This is a genomic window from Algoriphagus taiwanensis (genome assembly GCF_036245645.1).
In the GTDB taxonomy this organism is placed as follows: domain Bacteria; phylum Bacteroidota; class Bacteroidia; order Cytophagales; family Cyclobacteriaceae; genus Algoriphagus; species Algoriphagus taiwanensis.
Genome location: NZ_BTPE01000006.1, coordinates 34,597 through 57,205 on the forward strand (window position 1 = coordinate 34,597; position 22,609 = coordinate 57,205).

General features: G+C 46.0%; 20 protein-coding genes. 3 read left to right on the top strand and 17 right to left on the bottom strand.

The features are described 5' to 3' along the window. Nucleotides 1-75: 75 nt before the first annotated feature. The 9 genes from uvrA to tpiA all read right to left on the bottom strand — a co-directional run bounded on the left by uvrA (nt 76) and on the right by tpiA (nt 11,443). Nucleotides 76-2,913 carry an excinuclease ABC subunit UvrA gene (gene uvrA, locus AAA938_RS09885; protein WP_338228556.1) on the bottom strand — a complete coding sequence of 946 codons (2,838 nt, stop codon included), beginning with the start codon at nt 2,911-2,913 and terminating at the stop codon, nt 76-78. Nucleotides 2,914-3,017: 104 nt separating this feature from the next. Continuing rightward, a complete protein-coding gene (locus AAA938_RS09890; RefSeq protein ID WP_338228557.1) occupies nt 3,018-4,364 on the bottom strand; it encodes a M24 family metallopeptidase in 1,347 nt (448 codons plus the stop codon). Continuing rightward, nucleotides 4,321-5,262: a lytic transglycosylase domain-containing protein gene (locus AAA938_RS09895; RefSeq protein ID WP_338228559.1), complete on the bottom strand. Its 942-nt coding sequence runs from the start codon at nt 5,260-5,262 to the stop codon at nt 4,321-4,323. The genes AAA938_RS09890 and AAA938_RS09895 overlap by 44 nt, the downstream gene beginning before the upstream one ends. 157 nt (nt 5,263-5,419) lie before the next feature. Continuing rightward, nucleotides 5,420-6,943 (bottom strand): GH3 auxin-responsive promoter family protein, encoded by a 1,524-nt coding sequence (locus AAA938_RS09900; protein ID WP_338228560.1) that lies wholly within the window; start codon nt 6,941-6,943, stop codon nt 5,420-5,422. Next, nucleotides 6,943-7,680 (bottom strand): LPS export ABC transporter ATP-binding protein, encoded by a 738-nt coding sequence (gene lptB / locus AAA938_RS09905; protein WP_338228561.1) that lies wholly within the window; start codon nt 7,678-7,680, stop codon nt 6,943-6,945. Before lptB ends, AAA938_RS09900 begins: the two co-directional genes overlap by 1 nt. A 1-nt stretch (nt 7,681) precedes the next feature. Next, nucleotides 7,682-9,406, bottom strand: a complete 1,725-nt coding sequence (gene recJ, locus AAA938_RS09910) for a single-stranded-DNA-specific exonuclease RecJ (RefSeq protein WP_338228563.1) — start codon at nt 9,404-9,406, stop codon at nt 7,682-7,684. 90 nt (nt 9,407-9,496) lie between these two features. After that, nucleotides 9,497-9,703: a hypothetical protein gene (locus AAA938_RS09915; RefSeq protein WP_338228565.1), complete on the bottom strand. Its 207-nt coding sequence runs from the start codon at nt 9,701-9,703 to the stop codon at nt 9,497-9,499. A 66-nt stretch (nt 9,704-9,769) separates the two neighbouring features. Further along, nucleotides 9,770-10,600 (bottom strand): 50S ribosomal protein L11 methyltransferase, encoded by an 831-nt coding sequence (gene prmA / locus AAA938_RS09920; protein WP_338228761.1) that lies wholly within the window; start codon nt 10,598-10,600, stop codon nt 9,770-9,772. A gap of 81 nt (nt 10,601-10,681) precedes the next feature. After that, on the bottom strand, nt 10,682-11,443 hold the full coding sequence (gene tpiA, locus AAA938_RS09925; protein WP_338228566.1) for a triose-phosphate isomerase: 762 nt from the start codon (nt 11,441-11,443) through the stop codon (nt 10,682-10,684). A 68-nt stretch (nt 11,444-11,511) separates the two neighbouring features. Between tpiA and AAA938_RS09930 the strand changes: the two genes are divergently transcribed. Then, complete coding sequence (locus tag AAA938_RS09930) at nt 11,512-12,012, top strand: regulatory protein RecX (protein ID WP_338228568.1); 501 nt, start codon at nt 11,512-11,514, stop codon at nt 12,010-12,012. Nucleotides 12,013-12,033: 21 nt separating this feature from the next. On the opposite strand, the gene crtD is transcribed toward AAA938_RS09930, so the two are convergent. The 3 genes from crtD to thpR form a co-directional block, all read right to left on the bottom strand. Continuing rightward, nucleotides 12,034-13,515, bottom strand: coding sequence for a 1-hydroxycarotenoid 3,4-desaturase CrtD (crtD, locus tag AAA938_RS09935; protein WP_338228569.1), 1,482 nt, complete (start codon nt 13,513-13,515; stop codon nt 12,034-12,036). Between the two features lie 152 nt (nt 13,516-13,667). Continuing rightward, nucleotides 13,668-13,961 (bottom strand): DUF202 domain-containing protein, encoded by a 294-nt coding sequence (locus AAA938_RS09940; protein WP_338228570.1) that lies wholly within the window; start codon nt 13,959-13,961, stop codon nt 13,668-13,670. Nucleotides 13,962-13,989: 28 nt separating this feature from the next. Continuing rightward, complete coding sequence (thpR, locus tag AAA938_RS09945; protein ID WP_338228571.1) at nt 13,990-14,568, bottom strand: RNA 2',3'-cyclic phosphodiesterase; 579 nt, start codon at nt 14,566-14,568, stop codon at nt 13,990-13,992. Between the two features lie 111 nt (nt 14,569-14,679). On the opposite strand from thpR, the gene AAA938_RS09950 reads away from it, so the two are divergent. Continuing rightward, nucleotides 14,680-15,594, top strand: coding sequence for a universal stress protein (locus tag AAA938_RS09950; RefSeq protein ID WP_338228572.1), 915 nt, complete (start codon nt 14,680-14,682; stop codon nt 15,592-15,594). On the opposite strand, the gene AAA938_RS09955 is transcribed toward AAA938_RS09950, so the two are convergent. Next, a complete protein-coding gene (locus AAA938_RS09955; protein ID WP_338228573.1) occupies nt 15,584-16,522 on the bottom strand; it encodes a methyltransferase domain-containing protein in 939 nt (312 codons plus the stop codon). The genes AAA938_RS09950 and AAA938_RS09955 overlap by 11 nt on opposite strands. After that, nucleotides 16,506-17,876 (bottom strand): exopolysaccharide biosynthesis polyprenyl glycosylphosphotransferase, encoded by a 1,371-nt coding sequence (locus AAA938_RS09960; protein WP_338228574.1) that lies wholly within the window; start codon nt 17,874-17,876, stop codon nt 16,506-16,508. The genes AAA938_RS09955 and AAA938_RS09960 overlap by 17 nt, the downstream gene beginning before the upstream one ends. Before the next feature lie 149 nt (nt 17,877-18,025). On the opposite strand from AAA938_RS09960, the gene AAA938_RS09965 reads away from it, so the two are divergent. After that, on the top strand, nt 18,026-18,697 hold the full coding sequence (locus AAA938_RS09965) for a methyltransferase domain-containing protein (RefSeq protein ID WP_338228575.1): 672 nt from the start codon (nt 18,026-18,028) through the stop codon (nt 18,695-18,697). Here AAA938_RS09965 and AAA938_RS09970 read toward each other — a convergent pair. The 3 genes from AAA938_RS09970 to AAA938_RS09980 all read right to left on the bottom strand — a co-directional run bounded on the left by AAA938_RS09970 (nt 18,694) and on the right by AAA938_RS09980 (nt 22,360). Beyond that, nucleotides 18,694-20,481 (bottom strand): ABC transporter ATP-binding protein, encoded by a 1,788-nt coding sequence (locus tag AAA938_RS09970; protein ID WP_338228576.1) that lies wholly within the window; start codon nt 20,479-20,481, stop codon nt 18,694-18,696. The genes AAA938_RS09965 and AAA938_RS09970 overlap by 4 nt on opposite strands. Nucleotides 20,482-20,540: 59 nt before the next feature. After that, complete coding sequence (gene solA / locus AAA938_RS09975; protein ID WP_338228578.1) at nt 20,541-21,692, bottom strand: N-methyl-L-tryptophan oxidase; 1,152 nt, start codon at nt 21,690-21,692, stop codon at nt 20,541-20,543. A 74-nt stretch (nt 21,693-21,766) separates the two neighbouring features. Next, nucleotides 21,767-22,360, bottom strand: coding sequence for a hypothetical protein (locus tag AAA938_RS09980; RefSeq protein WP_338228579.1), 594 nt, complete (start codon nt 22,358-22,360; stop codon nt 21,767-21,769). Nucleotides 22,361-22,609 lie beyond the last annotated feature (249 nt).

Genomic DNA, 22,609 nt, shown 5'->3' on the forward strand with positions numbered 1-22,609 from the left:
TAAGGTCAAATATAGGTCAGCCAAATATTCCCCATATCTTAATTTGATAAAAGGGCGAGGGGGTTGATTTGGGTATCAATTTGAGCGATTGAGCTCGAGGGCCAAGAATTTCCCGGTATGACTCTGTGGATGAGCAGCTACCTTCTCAGGTGTCCCGCTCACCACGATAGATCCTCCGGCATTGCCTCCTTCAGGACCCAAATCGACCACGTAGTCGGCCATTTTGATCACATCCAGATTGTGTTCGATCACGAGGACTGTATTTCCCTTTTCCACTAGCTTTTGCAATACGCCCATCAGTAAATCTATGTCCTGAAAGTGCAGGCCTGTTGTAGGTTCATCGAGGATGTAAAAGGTCTTCCCGGTGTCTTTTTTAGACAGCTCCGAGGCTAATTTGACGCGCTGCGCCTCCCCTCCGGAAAGCGTGGTGGCGTGCTGTCCCAAGGTGATGTAGCCAAGCCCTACATCGTTTAGCGTTTTGATTTTCCTGAGAATCTTCGGCTGATTGGCAAAGAACTCCACCGCCTGCTCCACGGTCATGTCGAGAACATCGGAGATGGACTTCCCTTTAAATCTTACCTCCAAAGTCTCCCTGTTGTACCGCTTTCCCTTGCAAGTTTCGCAGGGGATATGTACATCGGGGAGAAAATCCATTTCGATCAGCTTCATTCCCGCACCCTCGCAGTCCTCGCATCGCCCTCCTTTCACATTGAAAGAGAATCTTCCCGGTTTGTAGCCTCGGATTTTTGCCTCGGGAAGCTCAGTAAAGAGCGTTCGGATATCCGAAAACACCCCGGTGTAAGTGGCCGGATTGGATCGGGGAGTCCGCCCGATTGGGCTTTGATCCACCTCGATTACTTTATCCAAATGCTCCAATCCTTCGATGCTCTGATAGGGCATGGGCTCCTTTTTGGAGTTATAAAACTGCCGGTTCAGAATGGGATATAAGGTCTCATGAATCAGGGTACTTTTCCCACTACCGGATACCCCTGTGATGAGAATCAGCGTTCCCAAAGGAAGCTCCAAATCCACCTTTTTGAGATTATTGCCGCTAGCCCCTTTCAGAATCAGATGCTGTCCTTTCCCCGGCCTCCTTTTCTTGGGAACTTCCATTCCAAGCTTTCCGCTGAGATATCGGGAAGTCACTGAGCCATTATTAAAAATATCACCTGGATGTCCTGCCGCCACCACATGGCCTCCGTGCCTTCCGGCACCCGGGCCCATATCCAGAACAAAGTCTGATTCCAGCATCATGTCTTTGTCATGCTCCACCACCAAGACGGAATTCCCCAGATCTCTCAGGCTTTGGAGTGCTTTGATCAGCTTGACATTGTCCCGCTGATGAAGGCCAATACTGGGTTCGTCCAAAATGTAAAGCACTCCGACCAACTGAGTTCCTATCTGAGTAGCCAATCGAATCCGCTGGGCCTCCCCTCCGGAAAGGGTCTTCAATGGACGATTTAGAGAAAGGTAATCCAAACCAATATCCATCAGGAATCCGATTCTTTTTCGGATTTCCTTGAGGACCTCCGCCCCGATAATTTGCTGCTTCTCTGTCATGCGGCTTTCCAAATCCACAAACCATTCTGAAAGCCCGCGGATGTCCATCATTGCTAATTGGCCGATGTGTTTTTCATCGATTTTGAAGTGCAGCGCCTCCTTTTTCAAGCGATACCCCTCGCAATCGGGGCAGGTCTGGGTGATGGTAAATTCAGAAACCCAATCTTGGATTTTATCCGAACTTCCCTCTTGGTATTTCTGGAGAAAATTGACAATCCCCTCGAATGTGGTATGCCATTTAGTCCCCGGATATTTGACCGAATCTACGGCCACCTCCACTTTGTCCCCGTAGAGTAAAACTTCGACCACTTTTTCCGGCAAATTCTTAATCGGAGTACTCATGGAGCATTTGTAATGCTTCAGAATCGCTTCGATTTTTTTGAATATCCAGATATCACGATATTCTCCCAAGGGAGCAATCCCTCCTCGGGTGATGCTGAGGCTGGGGTCAGGAATGATGCTTTCCCGGGTGATTTCTTCTGTGATTCCTAGTCCGTTGCAGGTTGGGCAGGCTCCATAAGGGGAGTTGAAAGAAAAGCTGTTGGGAGCCGGTTCGTCATAGGATAAACCTGTCTCAGGATCCATCAGGTATTTGGAAAAATGATGGATTTCTCCATTTTCCTCCCGGATCATGATCACTCCTTTTCCATGCTGCAAAGCAGATTTGAGCGATTGGGTGATCCGAAACCGATCCGATTCATCAGCTACAATCCGGTCGATGACGATCTCAATATCGTGTATTTTGTATCGATCGAGCTGCATCTTTGGGACCAAATCCATGACGACTCCGTCCACTCTGACTTTGGAAAAGCCCATTTTTCGGATCTGCTCGAAAAGCTCCCGGTAATGCCCTTTTCGGCCTTTGACCACCGGGGCGAGGATATACAGTTTTTTACCCTGGAATTTGGAGAAAAGCTGCTCAATGATCTGATCTTCGGTCTGTCGGATCATCTTTTTCCCCGTGAGATAGGAATACGCCTCCCCTGCTCTGGCAAAAAGAAGACGCATGAAATCGTAAATCTCCGTGACTGTCCCTACTGTGGAGCGGGGATTTTTGGAAGTGGTCTTTTGCTCGATGGCAATCACCGGAGACAAACCATTGATCTTATCCACATCCGGTCGCTCCAATCCCCCCAAAAATGATCGGGCATAGGCAGAGAAGCTTTCCATGTACCTTCTCTGACCTTCCGCATAGATGGTATCAAAAGCAAGGGAGCTCTTTCCGCTGCCGGAAAGCCCAGTCACCACCACCAGCTTATTGCGGGGAATACGAATGTCCAGATTTTTGAGGTTATGTTCTCTGGCACCGAAAATTTCAATAAACTCTTCGGTTCCAGTAGGGGATTTACTCATTGGAATAGGGAAAATTTCAAACGGCGAAGGTACGATTTTTTGAGCGGAAGACCGATCCAAACTCCACTATTCCCTGAAGGAATAGCTAAGAGCTTCCCTTTTTTTTAAGCAAAGGGTTGATCAATGGAAGGGCTTGGTTGAGAGAACCAAACCGGCCCATTTTCGGTCATGTACACACAATCCTCGTGTCTTACCCCAAACTCCCCTACTATAGAAATGTTTGGCTCAATGCTGAAACACATCCCCGGCTCAAGAATGGTTTTATTTCCCCGGACTGCATTCCCCCACTCGTGTCCGTCCATGCCTATACCATGACCTGTTCGGTGTGGCAATCCCGGAAGCTTGTAATCCGGACCAAATCCCGCATCAGTAATCACCTTTCGGGCGGCAGCATCGACTGCTTCGAGCGGGGCACCGATTTGTGCGGCACGGTAGCCGGCCATTTGGGCTTCTTTTTCTAGATTCCAGATTTCCAATTGTCTTGGAGTAGGTTCTGCGCCAAATACGACTGTCCGGCTGATATCTGAATTGTAACCCTCGACCGTACAGCCACAATCCACCAAGACTACATCTCCGGCTTTCAATACCTGAGGCTTGGTTGTCCCATGAGGGAAAGCTGAGGCTTCGGCAAAATTGGCCAAAGCAAAGGCATGTCTTCCTCCCATTTTCTGATGGGCTTGGGCCACAGCAGAAGAAAATGCAGAAGGATTTACTCCCTCTTTGAGGGCAGAAAAGCCCAATTTCATGGCTTCAATGGTGATTTCTGTGGCTCGCTGCATCAGGGCGATTTCTGCCGGTGACTTAATGATCCTGCAGGGAATGGTGACTGGATCTGCACTGACTAAGTCAAATCCTCCTGCTACCTGCCGGAGTCCATCTGCAATGAAAAACCGAACCCGCTCTTCGATGCCTATCTTTCCGGAGCGAGCGCCAGAGTCCAAAACAGCTTTCTTGATCTGCTCGTAGGGGCTTTCGTCCTCTTCCCATGGATATACCGCCGAACCGATTTTGATCCGCTCCTTGAGACGGTCCTGCTCAAACTTGGGACAGATGTAGCTCACTTCGCCACGTGCAGGAATCACCACCACCATGGGTCGTTCGCTTTGGCCCCAAGTCATGCCGGTGAAGTAATTCATGGAAGTACCCGAATCCAAAACGATAGCAGCCATGCCGTTTTGCTCCATCAGATTTTGGGCTTTGGCGATCCGGCTTTTCCTTTCGTCCAAAGAAATCGGCTGGATATCTTCCACCCGTGAAGTCAACTTTTCCAGTTGGGATTCGGGAGAAAGAGTGCTCTCAGCCCAAGCGGAGGTACCTGTGAGAAGGGAGGTACTGGCTCCCAAAGCGGTGATTTGCATAAAATTTCTTCTTTTCATGGTTTGGTTGGTGTAGTAAAGAGTGGCAGGATCATTTGGGTAGCTGAATGTCATAGGCACGGCCTCTTCTGACATTCAGATTACGATCTCTCAGCCAAGGGTTGTATAGTTTGAGTTGTTTGTAGGAGCTTCCCTGAGCTTTGGCCCAAGCAGCCAAGTCTTTGATGTCTTCATCCACGCGAACTGTTTTTAGCTCCGGATTTCGGTAGTAGTCTTTTTCCTTCAGGTGAAAGCCAAATTCCCCCGGATTCTCAAAAATCACCTTGAAAGCCAAAATCCGGAAAAGGTAGCGGCTAGTCTCTTCGTTGAGGTAAAGGTCGTAGTAGCTGGAATGAAGCTGCTCCTCTTGTCTCCGGGAAAATCCACTTTGGCCCATGTTGTAGCTTGCCGCCACTGCCGTCCAGTCTCCAAACTTCGCATGGGCTTTTTTCAGGTATTGGGTAGCGGCTTGGGTGGATTTTTCGAAATGGTAGCGCTCGTCCACATCCTTGGTCACTTCCAGTCCATATTCCTTGGCAGTACTTTCCATAAACTGCCAAAACCCCCGAGCTCCGGCAGGGGAGACAACATTCATCAGCCCGCTTTCTGCCAAAGCCAAATATTTGAAGTCATCGGGAATCCCTGCCTTTTCCAGAATGGCTTCGATTTGGGGAAAATACTTTCCTGAGCGCTTCATGAGCAGGATCATATTCGATTCCCAATAGGCATTTACATAGATTTCCCGCTCCAATCTCTCCAAAACATCGGGCTCTTCGAGGGGAACTTTCTCCCCGGCAAAGCTCATTTCCTTGGGCAAATCAAATAAACGGATGGAATCCCGACTTCCGGAAGAAGGGTAAAGCACAAGAGGCTGCTCCTGAAAAGTGGATTCCACAGAGGGAACTTCCGGAGTTCTGGACCAATAGGCCATCGCAGCGAGAAATACTGCAACGATGCAAAAAGTATATAAGGAAATAAGATGAAAACGGGACATGAAGCTAGTGAAGGTGGTCAGATGACCAAGGTAAATTTCTTCCGAAAATATACCCAAAAACTTTATGCAAGTGGCTTGATTCGGCTGTCTTTGTATTGCATTATCCTTGCTCAATAGGAAAAAGACTTAAGCCATTCCTGATTCCACGGTCAAGCCTTTACCCCTTCATCATCTCCAAGATCTCATCCAAGTACTCACGGGAGTTGGAAAGCCTCGGCACTTTATACTGCCCGCCCAACTTTCCTTTTTTGCCTAGCCATGCTTCAAAAAGACCCGGTGAAGCCGGATGAAGGATAAGCCGGGTCAATGCCAAGTCTTTGTGCCGCTTAGCGTCGTAATCGGAATTGATTTCACGCAGCCGCCGGTCCAGAACCTGAGCAAACTCCTCCATATCGTCCGGAGCTTTTTTGAACTCAACTATCCATTCATGAGCCCCTTTAGATCCATTTCCTTCAAAATAGACCGGAGCTGCGGTAAAATTGGTAATAGTGGAGCCCGTCTTTTCGCAGGCAAATTGAATAGCATTTTCGGCATTTTCCACAATGACTTCTTCTCCAAAAGCATTGATAAAATGCTTGGTCCGCCCGGAAATCCGGAATCGATAAGGGCTAGTTGAAGTGAATTTGACTGTATCGCCGATTTTGTATCGCCACAGGCCTCCATTGGTAGAGATGACCATTGCATAGTTTTTCCCTACCTCTACCTCATTTAGCGGAAGAGTTTTAGGGTTTTCACTATCCCACTCTTCCATGGGGATAAACTCATAGAATATCCCATAATCCAAAAGCAAGAGCAATTCATCCGAATCCGTCTGGTCCTGCACCCCAAAAAACCCCTCAGAGGCATTGTAAGTCTCCATGTAGCGCATTTTTTCGGAAGGAATGAGTTCTTTGAAAAGCGCCCGATAGGGGCCAAAAGCCACTGCCCCGTGGAAAAACACCTCGAGGTTGGGCCAAACTTCCAGAATATGCTTGGCTTTTTTCAATTCGAGAATGCGCTGCAGCAACACGATCGTCCAAGTCGGCACACCGGCGATAGAGGTCACATTTTCATTCATGGTCTCTCGGGCCATTTTCTCGATTTTGGACTCCCACTCGCTCATCAAGGCTGTCTCCAAGGAAGGAGTGCGTGCAAATTGAGCCCAAATGGGAAGGTTTTGCATGATCACTGCCGAGACATCTCCTGCTCGGGCAGTTCCTTCAGGATTCAGTGGGTTTTTTTCTAAAGTGCCCCCGATGGACAGACTTTTGCCGGTAAATAGCTTGGTGTCCGGATAGTTGCTGATGTAGAGAGAGACCATGTCCTTGCCTCCCTTGTAGTGGCATTCCTCCAGGCTTTCTTCCGAAATGGGAATGTATTTGCTTCGGGAAGAGGTGGTACCCGAAGACTTGGCAAACCACTCGATATCTGTATTCCAAATGACATTTTGATGGCCTTTCATGGTCTTTTCAATGAACGGCTTGAAGCTTTCGTAGTCAAAAAGCGGGACTTGTGAGGAAAAGTCAGAGTAGGACTTTATTTTCTCAAAGCCATATTTTTTCCCGAATTCAGTCCTGCTTGCAGCCTCGATTAGTTCACGAAAAGTGGCTTTTTGGACCTCATGGGGATTATTTTTGAAATAGTCTATTTGTCCCAGTCGGCTTTTGAAAAGCCAAGTCATAAACGTATTGAGGACTTCCATCAGTTAAAAATTTTGCGTTTCAGCTCAAACTGACTACCCAAATAGACTTTTCGCACTTGTTCGTCGGCAGCGAGCTCCTCCGCGGTACCTGCTTTGAGCAGTCTTCCTTCAAACATCAGGTAGGCTCGATCAGTAATGGACAGGGTCTCGTTGACATTGTGATCAGTGATCAGAATGCCGATATTTTTTGTCTTTAGCTTAGCGACGATTGTCTGAATCTCCTCCACAGCGATTGGATCCACCCCTGCAAAGGGCTCATCAAGAAGCACAAACTTCGGGTCTACAGCCAAGGCTCTGGCGATTTCGGTTCTTCTTCTTTCTCCTCCGGAAAGGACCATCCCGAGATTTTTCCGGACATGGGTGAGGCTAAACTCCTCCAAAAGCATTTCCACTTTTTCCTTTTGCTCAGCCTTGGGCATTTTGGTCATTTCCAGGACCGCAAGGATATTCTCCTCAACGGAAAGTTTCCTGAAAACAGACGCTTCCTGCGCTAAGTACCCGATCCCAAGCTTGGCTCGCTTATACATGGGCAAGGAGGTTATTTCCTCGTTTTCCAAAAAAATCTTACCCTCATTGGGCTGAATGAGTCCCACGATCATGTAGAATGAGGTGGTTTTCCCCGCACCGTTTGGCCCCAAGAGACCTACGATTTCCCCTTGCTCCACTTCAACTGAAATGTCATTGACCACACGGCGGCCTTTGTAGATTTTGACGAGGTGTTCGGCTCGAAGCTTCATATCAGTCGAATTTGATGTCCTTTACGTAAAGTTGCAAACTGCTTTTGTCACGGAAGAAGTTTTCCCGGATTTCTGCCAAGATATCGAATCGCATCCTTCCACGCAGCATATTCACGGTAGTCAGGTCAGGATCTTTGGCACGGTCTGCCATCCCAAAACCCAAACAAACCGGTGTGGTCAGCTGCCCGTCTTGTACGATTTTGAACCGAAGGTGCTTGTCTTTCAATACGGTAACTTCTTCAGCGTAGACATTGCTGATTCGGAATACCGGCTCGGAATTTCCCGGACCGAAAGGTGCCATTTGCTTCAAAATATTGTAAAAGCGGTAATTGATCTGATCCAAAATCAGCTCATCATCCACTTCGATGACTGGCTTGAGATGAATCTCTTCAATTCGGCTTTTGACCACTTGCTCAAACTTGGCCTGAAAAGCCGGGACTTTATCCACGCTCAGGGTAAGTCCCGCCGCGTATTTATGTCCCCCAAACTGATCCAAGAGATCGGCACATTCGGCGATGGCTTCGTAGATATCAAAGTCCACCACCGATCTGGCACTTCCGGTCGCTTTGTTGTTAGACTCAGTGAGGATGATGGTGGGACGATAGTACTTTTCAATACATCGGCTCGCTACAATCCCGATCACCCCTTTGTGCCAATCCTCTTTAAACAAAACAGTAGAATTCCATTCTGCCTCCATTTCCCGCTCAGCAAGCATTTCAAAGGCCTCTTTGGTGATATTTTCATCAAAATTCCTGCGGGTGGCATTCACCTCATCGACCAGCTTAGCCCGCTCGATGGCCTCGTCCAGGTTGGAGGAAATCAAAAGCTCCACCGAAGCCTGCGCATGCTCCAGTCTTCCCGAAGCGTTGATTCGAGGCCCGATTTTGAATACGATATCCGAAATTTGGATTTCCTTTTCCACCTTGGCCTGAATGATCAAGGCTTTCAATCCGGGCCGGGGATTGTTATTGATCCGATCTAAGCCGAAAAAGGCTAAAATTCTGTTTTCTCCTGTAATCGGAACGATATCCGCCGCAATGCTTACCGCTACCAAATCCAAATAAGGATAAAGTCTGGACTCTTCTATCCCCTGGGATTTGGCATAAGCCTGAATCAACTTGAAGCCTACTCCACAGCCGCTGAGCTCCTTATAAGGATAAGCGCAGTCTTCTCTTTTTGAATCCAAAACGGCTATCGCTGCGGGCAGCGTTTCACCGGGTGTGTGATGGTCACAAATGATGAAATCCACTCCCAACTCGGAAGCCAAAGCCACTTTGTCGATGGCTTTGATGCCACAATCCAGGGCAATGACTAATGAAAATCCGTTTTCGGCGGCGAAGCGTACTCCCTTTTCCGAAATCCCATAGCCCTCCTTGTATCGATCGGGAATGTAAAAGTCCACTTCGGAATAGATGCCCTTCAAAAAACTGTACATAAGAGCTACTGCTGTGGTGCCATCCACATCGTAGTCACCATAGACCATGATTTTCTCCCCATTTTGGATCGCCTTATGGATTCGGTCCACCGCTTTGTCCATGTCCTGCATGAGAAAAGGCGAATGAAGCTGACTGAGATTGGGGCGAAAATAATCCTTGGCCTGATCAAACGTCTCCACACCTCTGTTGATCAGCATATTGGCCAGAATAGGATTCACATTGATCTCTTTTCCGAGCTTTTCAATTGCTGCCTGCGAGGCTTTGGGTTTTTGTTTCCAGACGTACTCCATGGGATAAAATTACAAAAGTAATTGGGATGAGTCCCTCCAAATCTGCAGAGGGAAGATAGGGTATAAGCGAACTTTCAGGGGAAAAAGTTTCTATTCTCCCCGATTTCGTCGCCTTTTGTCCTGACGATAATAGGACAGGAAAATCAGAGGAGAAATCAATGCCTTCAGCTTCCAGTTGTTTTTTTCATGAAAACTCATGCCTGAATCGGCATTTACTTCTCGGTACATTCGGAATGCTGCGATGGCGTGGCCGATTACGATAACAAATAAAATTGAATAAAAAAGAAGTTCGTTCATAGCTATTCTATTGTCCAAGAGCCTTTGGATTAAGAGGCTTTTTGCAAGAGGAAGTCAGAAGAGAGGTTAGCTTATTTTTTGGAGAATTAAGGCTGCCCAATTTTCCCGGGTGGAAGTTTTGATCCAGTTCAATCCAAGCTTTTTTCCCAAAGAAACCAAATCCTCCACGTCCTCAGCATAAAACCCACTCAGCAAAAGGAATCCTTCCGGCTTGAGTAATGAGGCATAGATTTCCATTTCGTCCAGCAGCACGTTTTTGTTGATATTGGCCAAGACGATATCAAAGGGACCCTGGGGATTGACTTGTCTGATCGTGCCTAGCCCCATTCGGGTCTGCATCCCATTCAGGTCAAAGTTTTCATTTCCATTGTCCACACACCAGTCATCAATATCGAAAGCTTGAACTTCGCTCGCTCCAAGAAGATGGGCCATGATGGCCAAAATGCCCGTTCCGGAGCCTACATCCAAGACTCGCTTGCCCTGATGGTCCAGTTCTCCCTGATGCTTGAGCATCTGAAAGGTCGTGGCATGATGCCCGGTGCCAAAGGACATCTTAGGATTGATCACAATCTCATGCCGATAGCCCGACTGAGAAGGGTGGAAAGAAGCCCGCACATAGACTAAGTCTCCCACGGCAATGGGATCGTAGTTTTTCTCCCACTCCTCATTCCAGTTGACTTTGGGCATTTTGCCCTCGGTGAGCTGAATTTGGGCAGCGTCCCGATATCTTTCTATTAAATCGTCGAAAGCATACCTTTCAAAACCATCCTCTGGAATGTAGGCATCGATCCCATCTTCTGTTTCCAAAAAGGAGTCAAAACCTATCTCAGATAGCTCTGCGATCAGAATTTCCCTGAATTCTTCCAGGCATTTGATTTTAAACTCCAGGTATTCCATAGCGATGTGATTGAATGCGGACACAAAGAAAAGGTCTGCGGGAACACAGACCTAATTTTAATTTTTCCCGAGGGGAATGGATTAGAATGACTTGATGATTTCGATAAAGTCTCTGGACTTGAGGGAAGCTCCCCCGATGAGTCCACCGTCCACATCCGGCTTGGAAAAGAGCTCCTTGGCATTTCCCGGATTGGCACTACCTCCATAAAGAATCGAGGTAGCATTGGCGATGTCTTTTCCGTATTTGCTGGCAATATGTCTTCTCAAGGCCAAGTGCATTTCCTGCGCCTGATCTGCTGTGGCAGTCTTGCCGGTTCCGATAGCCCAAATAGGTTCATAAGCGATGACTACCTTGGAGAAGTCCTCCGGGGAGAGGTCAAAAAGACTTTCAGTCAACTGGAATTTAACATTGGCTTCGTGGGTGCCTGCCATGCGGATCTCCAAGGACTCTCCGCAGCAGAAGATCGGAGTGAGGCCATTAGCCAAGGCTTGTTTTACTTTGGCAGTGAGCAGATCATTGGATTCTTTGAAGTATTCTCTCCGCTCCGAATGCCCCAAAATGACATAGTTTGCTCCGAAAGAAGCTAATATTTTTGCAGATACTTCTCCGGTGAATGCCCCTGATTCCTTATCTGAGCAATTCTGAGCTCCCAGAAAAATCCCCGGAGTATCCCCGATTAATTTTTTTACAGGAAAAAGGTGAGGAAAAGGGGGATTCAGCACGGCAATCACATCCTTGATGGCTTCATCCTTGTACATGTTAACTATCTCGGAAGTGAGTTTTTGACCTTCATCGTAGGTCATGTTCATTTTCCAATTGCCGGCGACGATTTTTTTTCTCATGATAGGCTAAAATTTATTTGGTTTGAAAAAACAGGTAGCGGGGTTAATTTCAACCAAAATTACCAAAAATGTCCAGCTGGGGAAAAAATAACGACTATCAGACCCCAAAAAATTATTGGTCAGTCCAAGAAGCCAAAGAAAAAATCCAAAATTTCTGTGCTTATCAGGAGCGCTGTGCATGGGAAGTGAGAAGAAAACTATTCGAAAAAGGGATACAGGAAAAAGATATCGAAGAACTTCTCGAATTCTTGACTCAGGAAGGATATTTGGATGAGGAGAGATTTGCCCGATCTTTTGCCCGGGGCAAATTTCGCCTGAAAAAGTGGGGGAAAAACCGGATTCAGCAGGAACTCCGACTCCGCAAAATCAGCCAAGCATCCATCCGCGCTGCTTTGGTAGAAATCGACCCGGAAGAATATTATGATACCCTATTGACTCAAACGGAGAAAAAATGGGAATCAACTCAGGAAAAAGATCCCTTCAAAAAGCGCTTCAAAGTCATCCAATACCTGATGAGCCGGGGTTTTGAGCAGGACTTGATTCAGGAAGCAATAGGCAGTATGCAGTGAGCAGTGTGTACTGCCCACTGCCTACTGCCCACCGCCTACTGGATCAATCATCTCTGTCATAATCTTCGCCGAGAGAAGCGAAAGGGGAATCCCTCCTCCGGGGTGCACACTCCCTCCGCAGAAATACAGATTCTTAATATCCGATGAATAATTCGCGTGGCGGAGAAAAGCTGCAAAGCGATTATTGGAGCTGTTTCCATACAAGGCCCCGTTGGCAGAGGAAGTTTTGAGCTCGATGGTACGGGGCTCAAGGATTTCCTCTACTTCGATCAGGGACTCCAAGTCCGTTTTCAGGATTCGATTGATTTTTTGAATGATGGACTTTCGGGCTTCAGCAATTAGTTGATTCCAATCCTGACCTTGATTATTGGGTACATTGATCATGATAAACCAGTTCATGCATCCCGGAGGTGCATCGTCCGGTTTATAGACTGAGGTGATATTGATATAGACCGTAGGATCTTCGTAAATACTTCCCAATTTGAAAATATGCTCAAACTCCCGCTTGTAATCTTCTGAAAAGAGGATGTTATGCAGGTCAAGCTGTGGGAAGACTTTTTTGATCCCCCAGTAGAAAATCAGTGCGGAACTGGATTTGGGTTGGTCCAGCAGTTTTTTGGGTTGCTTTTGTCTTTTCAGAATGGTCTTGTAGGCATTGACCATATCCATGTTGTTGACGACAAGATCCGCCGTGATTTTTTTCTGATTCACTTGGATTCCGGTAGCTCTTCCCTTTTCCACCAAGATTTCTTGCACAGGAGCATTGAAGTGGAATTGAACTCCCATGCTTTGCGCGAGCTTAAACAAACTCATTGTAATATCATGCATTCCTTTTTTCGGAAAGAATGCTCCGATGTTGAACTCCAAATGAGGAATAATATTCAGCGTGGCCGGGGTCTGATAGGGGTCCGAACCGTTGTAGGTAGCATAGCGATTGAAGAGCTGCACCATTTTGGGACTAGAGAAAAGCTCCTCGTTGGCCCTATTCATCGTCGAGAATATCCCCAACTTTCCCATTCTCAGGTAAGATTTGAGCGCCTGAGGTCCCGTCCAGGTTCCGAGTTTGTGCAAGGAACGATGCATAAACAACGGAGCCAAATGATCATAGATATAAGCCGAACGCTGTAGGGCCTGCCGGACATGGGCGCCCGGCTCGCCCAATCGGGTCTCTACCTCCTCAGCAAATCGGTTCAGGTCAGACCAAGCTTTGATTTGCTTTCCATCTTCCCAGAAATAATGACAGGCTACATCCAGCTTGAGGTATTCAAAGTGGGCTTTGGGATCTTTTCCAGCTAAATGAAACAGCTCCTCGACTTGCTCGGGCAGGGTAAAAAGGGAGGGACCGGCGTCAAAACGATAGCCTTTAACTTCTATTTCCGAAAGTTTTCCTCCCGGGTAGGAGTTGGCCTCAAAGACTTCTACCTGATACCCTTTAAAGGCTAATCGAATAGATGAGGCTATTCCGGCTATTCCTGAGCCGACAATGACAGCTTTTGTAGGCATGAATATGAGCAGGGATTAGGTGATTCTTGAATTTAATTGGTGAAGAAAACTTGTCCCTCTATCCAAAGTCACAATTTTGGAGGATTGTTTGGTAATTTTCTTTCAATCGGAGAATTTTTGTCTAAAATCATGAGTCCAATTCTACAAGAGAATCATTCCTCACTTAGGTATTCCAGCTTGTAATCTCCAATATGCTTTTTGCTTTCCTGAATTTTCTTCCTTTGCCTGATATAATTTATCAACCCATAAACAAAAATAAGAACGGAAATGCTGTAAAAGAGAACTTGATAAGCAAGCCCATTTTCCATCTCCAAAAGATTGCGGATACTTAATCCCGCCACCAAAAAATACATGGACGTTCTCAAAAAGGACAAAAAAGTGGTTTGATTTGCCAAAACTGTCCTTTGAATGGCGAGATTTTCTCGCAAAATCAGATCCTTATTCAATGTAGGTAGGGTTTATTATGCATTTACATTAAAGTAGGTCATTTATTTGGGGGGATTCAATTGACTTTGCCGAGGAAAAGAAGATTTGCTCTTTTACCCTCCAATTTCCTTCCTCCCGCTTGAGCAAATAAAAACCCTGAGCAAGAAAATCCGCTTCAAATTCTCTGGATTTGGCCAATTCCAGGACTCCGTCAAATTTTGTCGTTTTGAGATCTTTGAATGCCAAGGTCATATGAGGATGGTAATTCCGGTCACTGAGTTCATCGATCAGATTGAGTTCCTTTTTGCAAAATGTCTTCAAAGCTGACTGAAGCAGAAGTAGCGGGGCTGAAGGCTCCACTCCCAAAAAAATCACTCTTTTTCCAAAAGTATTTATCTTCCCCAGTTCTACTTTGAAAGGCTTAAATCTTGAAGCAAACACGCTAAGCTGTTCACAAAGGACTGCTTCCTTGGCTTCATTGTAAGAGAAAGGCATCTTTAGCGTGATGTGAGCAGGGGACTTTAGCGCATATTTTACATTGAACTTCCCCCTGATCTCCTGCTTGATGGATTCAGCTTTTTCCAGGATTTCAGCGGGAGGCACAAGGGCAAGAAAATACTTTTGCATGATTTTCATCCCTGCTAAGTTACCTGAAATACCAGAAACAAGCCTAATTCAAAAAAACTGTTCAATTTCCCCAATCAATCTTTTAACTTAAGGCAATTAACCCAAATTACTATGAAGTACTTTTCTAAGGTCATGGTCGGACTCGACCTTTCCGAAATGGATGATATCCTGATTAAGAAAATTGGAGCCCTGGTAGAATTCTTGGGTATTGAAAAATGCTACTTTATCCACGTCTCAAAAAATCTGGAAATCCCCCAGGAAATCCTCAATCAATATCCCGATCTGGTTGCTCCTACCGATGAGTCGATAGAAGCCATGATCGCGCTGAAGCTAAAAGAGCTAAATTTCCCGACTTCTGTCGAAACGGAAATTTTTGTTGAAGAAGGAAGCCACCCATTGGATACCTTTCTTCGCTGGGCAAAACTCAAGGACGTGGATCTGATCATCATGGGTCGCAAAGAGGACTTGGCAGGAAACGGCGTACTGGCAGATGGGGTCGCCAAAAAGGCTCCTTGTTCCATTTTGCTCCTTCAGGAAAAACGCCCGGTAAAGTTCCCAAAACGAATCATCATTTTGACGGACTTTTCTTCGCACAATCACATGATTTATGAGTTTGGGGAAAGAATAGCCAAAGACCTGGATGCAGAACTGATCCCTCTTCACATATTTGATGTGCCGGTGGGCTATTCCAAAACCGGGAAAACCTTTGAAGAATTTGCGGAAATCATGAAAGAGAATGCCAAAAATGACTACCGAAAATTCATTTCCAAACACCAGAACCCGAATTCTGAATGCCAGATCATTTTGAATGATGGAAAAAACATCGGGGCACAGATCTCCGAATTTGCCAAGTCAATAGACGCGGACTTGATTCTTTTGGGTTCAAGGGGACGTACTTCCTCTGCGGCAATTTTGCTGGGTAGCACAGCTGAAAAAGTCATTCATAACAACAAATATCTCCCTATGCTGATCTTCAAGAAAAAGGGAGAAACGATGGGCTTTTTTGATGCCCTATTTAAGATCTAAAAGGCTTCGTGAAGTAGAAACATGCTTGATCCCCTTTGCCCTCCTGATTGTATCGGAGGGCTTTTTGTTTGAATTGATTCAATTCAGCTTTTGAATAATCGGGAAGGATTTGTTCAGGATTGAGGGGAAGTTCTTTCTCGTATGCCTCCGTTCCCCAAAACTGAAAGTCACTCGAATCAAACTCCACTTCTTCCAAAGAAAATCCCACCTTTTGGCCGAGAATGCCAAGACCTGACACCGAAGGAATGATAAGGTGCCTTGGCGCATCCAGTTGAACCCAATATTCCCGTTTGTCTTTCCAGACTTGCGCATCAGTCACCGGACAGCGAATCAACAGAGTACCTCCGGGGTTCAATTTCTCATAACAGGCCTTCAAAATCTGATCGGGATACTCCATATGCTCAAAGGAATGATGCATCATGATCAAGTCAAAAGTCCCCTCAGCTTGGTCAAAACTTCTTTTAAATAGACGAATCCCACTTCCCAAACTCAGGTCCTCATCTATAAACGGATCAAAACCAGCCAAACTCCCATAGCCGGAAGCATGGAGCTCGTAGAGTAATTGCCCATTTCCACAACCGACATCTGCAATTTTTTGGTCAAAGTGCCGATGGACTTTACCTAACCAATAGCCATAGGAAGGGGCAAAAATTCCAGCATTCAAGAAGAGTTTCATCCGGATCTTTTTGAGGATATTTTTCCAACTAGGAGATCTTTGAAGACTCGAAAAAGAATAGTATTGGTCCGGATAAAATTGATCCAAATCTGCCGGTGGCTCTTTTATCTGCAGAGAGCCACAGGAAAGGCATTCCTGATAAACAAAAGACCCAGGAAGTCGAAACATTCGCTCCTGGGCGATGAATTCTTTTTGATGCTGGCTACCGCAAAATTTACAACCCGCTCCTGTCTGATCAATAGGCGTTTTCACGGTTGAAAATCAATTCATAGACAGTCTTCACCATGATCTCCATGTCCAAAAGGAAAGACCAGTTGTTGATGTAAAAATAATCCAGGCGCACTCTGGAGCGGATTTGATGGGGATTTTCGATCTCTCCACGATACCCTCTTACTTGGGCTAGGCCTGTGATTCCCGGGCGGATTTTATGACGGGAGTTGTATCGCTCAATTTGAGTTTTGAAGGTCTCATTCATCGGAATCGTATGAGGCCGTGGACCCACGATGGACATATCCCCGCTCAATACATTGAGAAACTGCGGCATTTCGTCCAATGAAGTATTCCGGAGAAAAGCTCCTATTCGGGTGACTCTTGGATCATTTTTAGTAGCCTGCTTAGTATCTGCGTAATCATTGGGAGTCATCGATCTAAACTTCAGACAGTTGAATACCCGGTTGTTTACGCCATTTCTTTTCTGAATGAAAAAGATCGGACCTTTGGACTCGAGTTTGATTAAAATTCCGACAAGTGGAATCAGCCAAGAAAGAATAAAGAGGGTCACCAGACTGGCAAACATCAGGTCGAATGCCCGCTTGGCCAAGCTGTTGATCGGATGATCTAGCGGGATATCATTGACATTGATGACAAAAAAGTCTCCATATCGGGAGAAAGAGAGGTTTTTCTCCAACTGCAAGCTTCCACCCGGTATCATCTTCACCTTGATGTAATTCTCATCCGCAAAGTCAATCACCTTCTTCACCAAGCTTGGTTCCAAATGCTCATGAATATAAATCAAATCCAAATCCAGCCTTGGTGCCTGCTCGAAAAAGGTCGAAATTCCTCCGCGGGTTTGGTTGCAGTCTGCCAAATCATCAAAATATCCCAGGAAGTTGATTCCAAAATCCTTTCTGATTTTGAACACATCGGCGAGTCTTGGACTAGTGCCTCCTTTGCCCACAATGACAGCATTTCGATAGTTTTTGCCCTGAATCCGATAAACTCTCAGAGCCATATGGGTACCTACTCGGAATGAGCCCATAAACAGCAGCAGCAAGCCCCCGAATCCAAGCATCTGAAGCCATCTGTTGTCTTCTGATTCAATCGGAGTCCAAAGAATAGCCATGACTGCCAAAAACCAGAAAAGAGTAATGCCCAAATTTCTCAGCGTGTGGTCATACTCTTCAGTTCTGCCGATTTTATAATCTTTTCTCAAAACCGAAATCAACATCCATGCACCCGCCAAAGGCAGATACGCCAAAAAGTCAATTTGATTCAAAAGACCAAGCTTCTCCAGAAGAAAATCTGCAATCCATAGGGTGAAAAGAACTACGAAAAAATCGGCTAGCGTAAATAACCAGGGAAAATAGATATCGAATCTTCTCTTCATAAAAATTGGTGATTCCTTAATGGGCTTATTTGCAAAACCGTTAAAATTCTATGCCATTTTTGGTTTTGCGACCTAAAATTAAGAAAGAAATTATCAAGCATGCTTACTTTTGAGATTATTTGTCAATTCTTCACGCCTTTCGGCCAGCCATGCAATTTATCCGACATCTTTTTGCCTCCTCAGACCATCCTCACTCATTGGGTGCCAAATTCAGAAAGCAAAGACTGGCAAAATTTGAAAAGCTTTTTTTCAGAAACTTCCGCCTCGAAAAGCCCATCCACATTCTCGATGTAGGAGGAACGGACTATTTCTGGAAACAAAGTCAGATTCCCCAAATCCCCAATCTCACGATCACCCTTTTGAACCTTCATAAGGAAAATCCTAAGCATCCTCACATCGGATCTGTCATTGGAGATGCTACCCACATGCCGGAATTTGAAGACGGAAGCTTTGACTTGGTCTTTTCCAACTCGGTCATTGAGCACTTGTACACCTACGAAAACCAAGAGAAAATGGCAAAGGAAATTCAGCGGGTAGGGAAAAAATATTTCATTCAGACTCCCAATAAATATTTCCCGATTGAGGCTCACTACGCCGTTCCTTTTGCCCAATATCTACCCGACAGACTGCTTTTTTCTTTGCTTACCAAGACACCCATCAGCAGAATGAAAAGATGGGAACCAAGTCAAGCCGAGCAATACATCAAAGAAATCAGGCTGCTCAATGAGAAGGAAATGAAAGAACTTTTCCCGGGTGGAAAAATCCTCAAAGAAAAAGTAGGCGGATTGACCAAATCACTGACCGCTCACAACCTCCGCTAATCAGCAAACTGCAGTCGGACCAAGTTGGCGTAAAAGCCCTCCTTTTCCTGAATCAATTCCTGATGGCTTCCTTGCTCCACGATACGGCCTTCACTGAGCACGTAGATTCGATCTACTTTTCTGATCGTAGCCAGACGGTGAGCTATGATAATCGTCGTTCGCCCTTTCATCAGTTCATCCAGTGCTTCTTGCACCAAAGCCTCAGACTCTGCGTCCAAAGAGGAGGTAGCTTCATCCAAAATTAAAATAGCCGGGTCTTTCAAAATCGCCCGGGCAATGGCCACTCGCTGTCTTTGACCTCCTGAAAGCTTCACTCCCCGCTCACCGACCAAAGTATCCAAACCTTCCGGAAACTGAGAAATAAACTGCCAGGCATTGGCTTTTTTGGCAGCAGCGATTAATTCTTCTTCTTTAGCCTCCGGCTTGGCATAGGCGATATTCTCACGGATAGAGCCTCCAAAAAGCAAAACCTCCTGAGGGACAATACCGACCTTGCTTCGCAGGGCTTTCAGATCCCAATCCTCCACATTTCGGTCATCTACTCTTATCTCGCCTGTCTCGCAGGAGTAAAACCGGAGGAGTAATTGAATAATGGTGGACTTCCCAGCTCCTGAGTGTCCGGCCAAAGCGACTTTTTCACCCGGATTGACCAAGAAAGAAATGGATTTCAATACCTGAATCTCAGGCCGGGTTGGGTATCGGAATCCCACCTGATCAAATTCAATTTTACCTTCAAATCGGACGGCCTTGCTTCCTCCTTCCGCCTCTGTCTCCTCGCCCAAGATCTCCAATACCCGCTCAGAGCTACCGATCGCTTTCTGCAATTGGGAATAAATATCCCCCAAGCCCGCTATCGATCCTCCGATAAAGGTGGTGTAAAGCACAAAGGAAACCAGCTCTCCCACACTCATCTCTCCCGAAGCGACCAAGCTCGCGCCGTACCACATCACTCCCACTATACCGCCAAAAAGAGCAAAAATGATGAAGGAAATAAATGCACCCCGGTACTTGGCAGTGGTCAACGCTACTTTCACTACTCGATTGAGTCCCTTTCCATAGCGATCAGACTCGTAGGCTTCTCCCACAAAAGACTTGACCGTGCTGATCGACTGAAGGGTCTCCTCCACAATTACATTGGCGCCGGCCAGCTCATCCTGGGTCTTTTTGGAAAGCCTGCGGATAAATCTTCCGAAAACCATGGCTATCACTACCAATACCGGAAAAGTCCCCAGCATAAAGAGTGTCAGCTTGGGGGTATTGACCAAGAGAAAGCCTACCCCAGCCACAAGGGTAATGACCTGACGAAACAGCTCTGCCAAAGTTGTGGAAAAAGTATCCTGGAGCTGACTGACATCAGCCGTAATCCTACTGATCAGCTCTCCTGTCCTTCTACGATCAAAGAAAGTCATCGGAAGCCTCACCAATCTGGAATAGAGCGCCTGCCGGATATCCCGCATAGAGCGCTCAGATACCAAGGCAAAAAGCCAAACCCGGAAAAAGGAGAATATACTCTGCACCGCCAAGATGGCTATCAATATCAAGGCAATGGAATTCACATCGGTGACAATCCACTCACTGCCCTGGGCTGTATCAATCAGCTTGCCGGCTACATAAGGAAAAGTAAGAAGGGTAAGCGAAGAAAATAGGAGAAAAACCAATCCTCCGAAAAAAGCCCATCTGTAAGGCATCAAAAAGCTGAAAATCCCTCCCAGCTTGCTTAGATTCTGCTTGTTCAACTTCCGCTTCTCTTCAGGCTCCAGAGCAGTTCCTCTTTGTTTTGCCATTTTTTATTTGGTGATCAAGGAGCAAAAGTAGGGCTTTGCAAACAGAAATGACAATAAAATCATAGATCAGACGCATTCCTTTTGGACAAATCCCCCAGCAGCCGATGAGCCAATGACTCCCCCAATGCTGCCGAATGCTTAAATCCGTGTCCCGAACACGCCGAAACTAAAAGAGCTGCCGGGTCCTGATTCAAAGGCTCGATGACAAAGCGAGCATCTTCCGTGACTGTATAAAAACAAACTTCAGACCGGATAAAATGGGGCCTCAAACCGGAAATTCTTCCTTCTACTTTTTGATCCCAAAACTCTTTCTGCTCCTCCCGACTTACTTCTCGCCTAAGCAAATCCGGGTGATCAATATCCACAAAAGACTCGGTAGCCATCTTGACCGACTGTCCATCCAAAGAAGGAAACCCATAAATAAAATCCTCTGCCTTGGGTCCGAAACCCCACATCCAAACGGGACTATCCTCCCAGCCCGGGAATTCCGAATCGATTTCAATCCAGTGAAGAACCTGTCTGCAGATTTTAAACCGGGTTTTTGACTTTTCTGGTAAAAAGTCTTTTATCCACCCTCCTGACGAAATGAGGATTCTTCTTGCACTGTAGGTTGCCTTGGAGGTTTGGAGGCAAAAAAGACCCGTTTCCTTTTTAATGTCCAGCACAGGGGAGTCAAACTCTACTCTTGCCCCGTTTTCCTGAGCAAGGCGAAGATGCGTAGCAATTGCCAATTCAGGCCGGAGGTAGCCGGCTTCTTTTTCCCAATATACCCTTCCCGTGTTGGGAACCTGAAAGGCAGGAAACACGCTATTTACTTCATCAAGTGTTGGCAAAGAATGGGAGATGTGATGGTTTTGGGCAAATCGAACCGTTCGGTCCCAGAATCCTTCCGAGCCATGCTTGGCCCAGGGCTTTTCTCCTGAATCGATCAGAATCCCTCCTGTCTGGGAAAAAATCCGGACTCCACTTTTTGCTTCGAGTTGCCTCCAAAGCTCATGAGAGCGCTTGGCCAAGGCCACGTAGTCCTCCCCTTCTCCCACAGCCAATCGGGTGATTCTGCTCTCTCCATGACTTGAACCCATCGTATGCGGAGGATGGAATCGATCCAGACCAAGGATCTTATAACCGGATTGGCTCAAGTGGTACAAAGTCGAACTTCCAACCGCACCGAGGCCAATTACAGCTACATCAAAGATTTCCTGTTTTTCCATCCTGAGAATCAATTTGCCACAAGGTAGGGACTGTGGGCAATCAAAAAAAAGCCGGAATCAAATCCGGCGGTATGTCAACTTTTTCCCATCTGGGCATCGATAAGCTCTCTCTTGAGCTTTCGTTCGCGCTCTAGGGTATTTTTGCGATGCTGATCAAATTCCTCCTGGACATCTTCCAAATCCTTTTGGGCTTTTTTGATCTTGCTGAAACTGCGGAAATACTGCAGAGAGAAAAAGGCAAGAAAGCCAGCCAAAACCGTCACCAAAGTCCACATCATGGAGGAATAAACGGTCTTTTGAATATTCATTCCCAAAAAGGAAAAGCTCTCTTTGGCTTCAATGGCAGCCTCCTTTTCTTCAAGGGCTTGATTTAGGGATTGGGTTATCGTCTGGATACTGTCAGTTTTGGCGATTTGGGCGTTCTTCAAATCCCCAACTTGCACTCTCATGGTTTTGAGGGAATCCAAAATATTGGATTTGAGTTTTTCCAGATTTGCCTTTTTTACCACTTCGTATTCCTGAAAATTATTGGAAACCCGATAGATGTATTCAAACTGACTTTCGATGGTACCGGAGTTAAGTGAGTTTTCGGGGGTACTTTCTTCTTGAGCAAGAGTGCAAAAGAAAACACCAAAAAGAAGGGGTAGAATAAGTGAAATTTTTTTCATCCAGATATTATTTCGGGTGGTTTTCAATTCGGTTTTCAATAAACGTGCCTTTTTGAACCCAAAAGCATTTTTTTTCAAGTTTAAGCCATTTGGGAAATAAAATCACCCAAAAACTGGGCTTTCTCTCTTATGGCAAAAACAACATTTCAAGAATAATATTGATTTCCAATGATTTATAGTAAATTTCTTAGACTTTTCCACAAGCAATTGCCCATTGAAGGAATAGAAAAAGGAGTTTAGGATGGGCTT

Coding starts and splice junctions, on each gene's coding strand:
- uvrA (WP_338228556.1), bottom strand. CDS start 2,913: ATGAGTAAATCCCCTACTGGAACCGAAGAGTTTATTGAAATTTTCGGT.
- AAA938_RS09890 (WP_338228557.1), bottom strand. CDS start 4,364: ATGTCAGAAGAGGCCGTGCCTATGACATTCAGCTACCCAAATGATCCT.
- AAA938_RS09895 (WP_338228559.1), bottom strand. CDS start 5,262: ATGTCCCGTTTTCATCTTATTTCCTTATATACTTTTTGCATCGTTGCA.
- AAA938_RS09900 (WP_338228560.1), bottom strand. CDS start 6,943: ATGGAAGTCCTCAATACGTTTATGACTTGGCTTTTCAAAAGCCGACTG.
- lptB (WP_338228561.1), bottom strand. CDS start 7,680: ATGAAGCTTCGAGCCGAACACCTCGTCAAAATCTACAAAGGCCGCCGT.
- recJ (WP_338228563.1), bottom strand. CDS start 9,406: ATGGAGTACGTCTGGAAACAAAAACCCAAAGCCTCGCAGGCAGCAATT.
- AAA938_RS09915 (WP_338228565.1), bottom strand. CDS start 9,703: ATGAACGAACTTCTTTTTTATTCAATTTTATTTGTTATCGTAATCGGC.
- prmA (WP_338228761.1), bottom strand. CDS start 10,600: ATGGAATACCTGGAGTTTAAAATCAAATGCCTGGAAGAATTCAGGGAA.
- tpiA (WP_338228566.1), bottom strand. CDS start 11,443: ATGAGAAAAAAAATCGTCGCCGGCAATTGGAAAATGAACATGACCTAC.
- AAA938_RS09930 (WP_338228568.1), top strand. CDS start 11,512: ATGTCCAGCTGGGGAAAAAATAACGACTATCAGACCCCAAAAAATTAT.
- crtD (WP_338228569.1), bottom strand. CDS start 13,515: ATGCCTACAAAAGCTGTCATTGTCGGCTCAGGAATAGCCGGAATAGCC.
- thpR (WP_338228571.1), bottom strand. CDS start 14,568: ATGCAAAAGTATTTTCTTGCCCTTGTGCCTCCCGCTGAAATCCTGGAA.
- AAA938_RS09950 (WP_338228572.1), top strand. CDS start 14,680: ATGAAGTACTTTTCTAAGGTCATGGTCGGACTCGACCTTTCCGAAATG.
- AAA938_RS09960 (WP_338228574.1), bottom strand. CDS start 17,876: ATGAAGAGAAGATTCGATATCTATTTTCCCTGGTTATTTACGCTAGCC.
- AAA938_RS09965 (WP_338228575.1), top strand. CDS start 18,026: ATGCAATTTATCCGACATCTTTTTGCCTCCTCAGACCATCCTCACTCA.
- AAA938_RS09970 (WP_338228576.1), bottom strand. CDS start 20,481: ATGGCAAAACAAAGAGGAACTGCTCTGGAGCCTGAAGAGAAGCGGAAG.
- solA (WP_338228578.1), bottom strand. CDS start 21,692: ATGGAAAAACAGGAAATCTTTGATGTAGCTGTAATTGGCCTCGGTGCG.
- AAA938_RS09980 (WP_338228579.1), bottom strand. CDS start 22,360: ATGAAAAAAATTTCACTTATTCTACCCCTTCTTTTTGGTGTTTTCTTT.